Source organism: Psychrobacter sp. T6-1, from assembly GCF_052258445.1.
The window spans coordinates 1-3,764 of record NZ_JBQQFC010000240.1 but is presented as its reverse complement, the minus strand read 5'-3'; the positions used below and the strand labels follow the sequence as shown (position 1 = coordinate 3,764).

At 44.6% G+C, this 3,764-nt stretch carries 4 protein-coding genes and 1 pseudogene; 3 read left to right on the top strand and 2 right to left on the bottom strand.

All coding sequences use genetic code 11. The annotated features are described in order from the left end of the window. The 3 genes and pseudogenes from ACTXGO_RS10900 to ACTXGO_RS10890 form a co-directional block, all read left to right on the top strand. Nucleotides 1-146, top strand: a pseudogene (locus ACTXGO_RS10900) (bacterioferritin); the annotation flags it as partial. Between the two features lie 11 nt (nucleotides 147-157). Continuing rightward, nucleotides 158-637, top strand: coding sequence for a bacterioferritin (bfr, locus tag ACTXGO_RS10895; protein WP_443574482.1), 480 nt, complete (start codon nucleotides 158-160; stop codon nucleotides 635-637). A gap of 143 nt (nucleotides 638-780) precedes the next feature. Further along, nucleotides 781-990, top strand: a complete 210-nt coding sequence (locus ACTXGO_RS10890) for a hypothetical protein (protein WP_443574480.1) — start codon at nucleotides 781-783, stop codon at nucleotides 988-990. A gap of 8 nt (nucleotides 991-998) precedes the next feature. Here the strand turns inward: ACTXGO_RS10890 and ACTXGO_RS10885 are convergent, their stop codons facing one another. Together ACTXGO_RS10885 and ACTXGO_RS10880 are read right to left on the bottom strand one after the other, a co-directional pair. Next, on the bottom strand, nucleotides 999-1,610 hold the full coding sequence (locus ACTXGO_RS10885; RefSeq protein WP_443574478.1) for a GNAT family N-acetyltransferase: 612 nt from the start codon (nucleotides 1,608-1,610) through the stop codon (nucleotides 999-1,001). 114 nt (nucleotides 1,611-1,724) lie between these two features. After that, entirely contained in the window at nucleotides 1,725-3,329 is a 1,605-nt protein-coding gene (locus ACTXGO_RS10880; RefSeq protein ID WP_443574476.1) for an FAD-dependent oxidoreductase, read from the bottom strand. Nucleotides 3,330-3,764 lie beyond the last annotated feature (435 nt).

The window sequence follows — 3,764 nt, the reverse complement described above, 5'->3', positions numbered from 1 at the left end:
ATATCTTGACCCAGCAGCTCAAAGACACTGAAGAAGATCATGCTCATTGGCTTGAGCAGCAGCTGCGTCTTATTGATATGATAAGTCTGCCTAACTACTTGCAGAGCCAAATGGCTGAAGTATCGCCAGATTTAGTATCACACTAAAGGAGAGAATCATGAGAGGCGACAAAGAAGTCATTCAAGTGCTCAATAAAGTGCTTGGTCAGTCTTTAATAGCGATTAATCAGTATTTTTTGCATGCGCGTATGGCAAGGCATTGGGGACTAGAGGTTCTAAACGATCATTTGTACAAACAATCTATCGCTGAGATGAAGTGGTCGGATGATCTGATTGCCCGTATCTTTTTGCTCGGTGGGCTTCCTAATCTACAACAACTAGGCAAAGTCTATATCGGTGAAGACGTCCCTGAAATTATCAGTTGCAACTTGCGTTTAGAGCGACAAAAATTCGACATTCTTACTGATGCGATTACGTTGTGTGAGACGCATCAAGACTATGTATCACGTCATTTATTGCTTACTCTTAAGGATGGTAATGAGGAGTATGACGACTGGCTTGATACACAAGAGGATTTGATTAAATCGGTAGGTGTAGAGAATTATATCCAAGCACAGATGCATGATGATTCTGAGTAATACAAGCGTGCTGATTTAACCCCGGTTGTCTTTAGACCAAAGCCAGTTTACTTAATAATCTATGCCTGTACTAAAATCTATGACAGACAGCACAATCTTGATACTGTTATGATGCTTTAAATAATAAGAGTTGCGAGATAATTGTGTGGCAGATCTACCTATACATCCTACCTATTGGGCTTGGCATTATGACATTGGCGGCAAGCTTACTGTGCTTGTTTGCCTACCTTATGTCTGATGACAATGCCACGCGCCAGCCCGCCTTTAACTGGTTTAAGCGCTTACTTATTGTCGCCTTTGTATTACTAAGCGCTGGGCTGTTTATGACCTTTGGGCACTTTTGGGGACAGTAAAGATAATCCTATCTGCTCACCAATTTTTCTAATTCTAATAGCTCTAAATCTTGCCGTTTAGGCTCGCCATTATTACCATCATCTGGGAACGGCATACTATTGCCATTCAACTGATAGCCGCGTCGCTGATAATATGCCAACAGCTCAGGACGATGACTCAAGATTGACATGGTCAGACGGCTTGGCTGATCGCTCCTTTGCTCATGACTAGATAGTAAATGCCGCGTCACAAAAGTCTCGGCGGCTTCTAAGATGACATGACCCACGCCGCACCCTTGTAATTCTGGATGAACGGCAAACATGCCAATATAGGCTTTGTTGTTGACATCACTATCTGATTTTATATCAACTGCAATGCAGCCTAGTAGCTCGCCTGTCTCTTCGCTATCGCGCTCGCCCATCGTCGTTTTGGGATATACAAAAAAGTAGTGTTTTGGATCGTTGATGATGTGGATAAGCTCGCTTTGGGTAATGCGTATGCCGCCGACGAGAGATGCTTCATTCGTCCAGCCTTGGGTGCTTCGGTAGCACAGGTTGAGTAATTGCTCAATGGCACCAACATCGTCGGCCGTTGCTTGACGAAGAAACACCTTTTCTTTGTTTTTGATAGTAGTCATCATTGTATTCTCAAGATTTAAAAAGCGCTTTGTATAACAAAAATATGCTATTTAATATATAAAAAGGCTGACCTAAATCAATAGATCAGCCTTTATAGTAACAAAACTCTGCCAATGCTAGCGCGATAAAACCATTGCTTGCTCAATAATATCGAACCCTGCATTGATCTGCGCGCGCGTTGGCGCATGACCACGGCGCAAGAGTTCAGAGAAGGCAATCAGCTCTTTGTCACGTCCTAAGGAGCTTGCAGCGCTGGCACGCGTATTCTCCCCTTCGTCATCGAAATAATACTCGATGTAGTCTAGCGTATCAGGCGAGCCGAACAAGATATTATGATCGGGCGTCGCCGCATGTCCGCTATAGCGCAAACTATTGCCATACTGCGCCGTCCAAAAGAACGGAATACGCTCCTCTAGTGAGTTAACGTTGTCTTCATTTAAAATAGCAGCGGCAGTTACGATGCCGTGTTGCAGTGCTACGCGCCAATGCTCAATACGCATCCGCCCCATCTGATTGGTGGCTTTGGCAATATCACCGAGCGCATAAACGCCATCACGCAACTGCAAGTGATCATCGACCTGTACGCCGTCTGGATCGTTAACCTCATTGAGCAATTCGGTACGTGGCGCGACGCCAGTGCCTAAGATGACAACGTCAGCATCGATACTACTACCATCTGACAATGTAACGCCACTAACTTTGCCGTCGCCATTGATTTGATCGACGCCTGCGCCAAAGGCAAATTTGATACCTTTTTCTTCATGAAGTTTAACAAGGGCATTACTCACCGTTTCTGAGACGATATTTGCCATGACGCGTGCGCCGCGAGCAACGACAGTGATAGACTTTGTCTCGCCTGCCTGCGCCAATGCAGAAGCAGCCTCCATACCGATAAAGCCTGTACCGACGATGACAACGTTTTTGTTGTCGGTAGCACCTTTGATTGCCTTGGCATCATCCATACTGCGCAGTGTATAGACGCCGTCTAAATCAGCGCCTTTAAAGGGTGGTATTTTAGGTTCAGCGCCTGTTGCAACGACTAAGAAATCTGCGGTTTGTTGCTCGCTATCGCCATTCTCGTTTGTCACAACGATAGTGCATTCATTAGGGAGCACTTCGCTCACCGTTTGCTTTAGGCGCAGATCGATATTGTTTTTGCTGGCCCATTCTGCGCCGCCCAGCATCAAATATTTCTCATCCATCTTGCCTGCCAAAAACGCTTTTGATAGTAGAGGACGATTATAGGGCGCTTTGTCGTCTTTACTAATGATAGTAATTTTGCCGCCGTAGCCAGTATGACGCAGCTGATTGGCAGTCATAAAGCCGGCTCCGCCGCCGCCAACAATGATCGTATGAGTGTCAGTTAATTTGTCATTCTCTACGCGTTTGTCCATCTTTGCTGCGGTATTGATAGTGAGGCTATCGCCCTCATCGGTCAGTTCATACTGAGTCAAGCCGCGCATAGCCACAGGCTCAAGCAGCGTCCCATCACGGCTATCAAAGCTACCATGATGCCATGGACAGATAACGCGATCACCGCAGCGCATACCCTCGCCCAAATCTGCACCCGCATGCGGACATTTACCATCAAAGGCGCTAAACTCATTATCATCACGAGTGATTAAAATGATACTATCATCGTCTTGCTTGTAGGACTTCATGCCACCATTTGGAATATCGGCTTTGTCGATGGTAACGGTGTTAATCATAGCGTTGCTCATAAGTTATCCTTAACGGTTGTTATTCAAAAAATAATGCTTGCGTCTACAGCTTTTAGGTCATATCAAATTAAAACACGGCACATCAAAACGTGATTAAATAGTATTGATTCATCGATAGTAGCAAGACCCATGTCCACACGCTGTTTATTTGTGCGTTTACTGCGTTGCAAAACGTAACTTTTGACTATTCACACAAACGTTCCCAAAGCACTAAGCTAGAAGATAAAAGCTAAAAGCGTCAGCCTATGATCGTTCAGATATAGTTAGAAATAGTAACCTTTACATTTTTATACTTAAATCACTTCTCTAAAAGATCCTTTTTATGACCACAAATACTCATAATTTATTTGATATTGATTTTACAAAAGCGACGGATACTGCTAGCCTGCCGCAGCCTGCCGTACCTCCTATAAGACAAGCGACCTATAAGTCCTA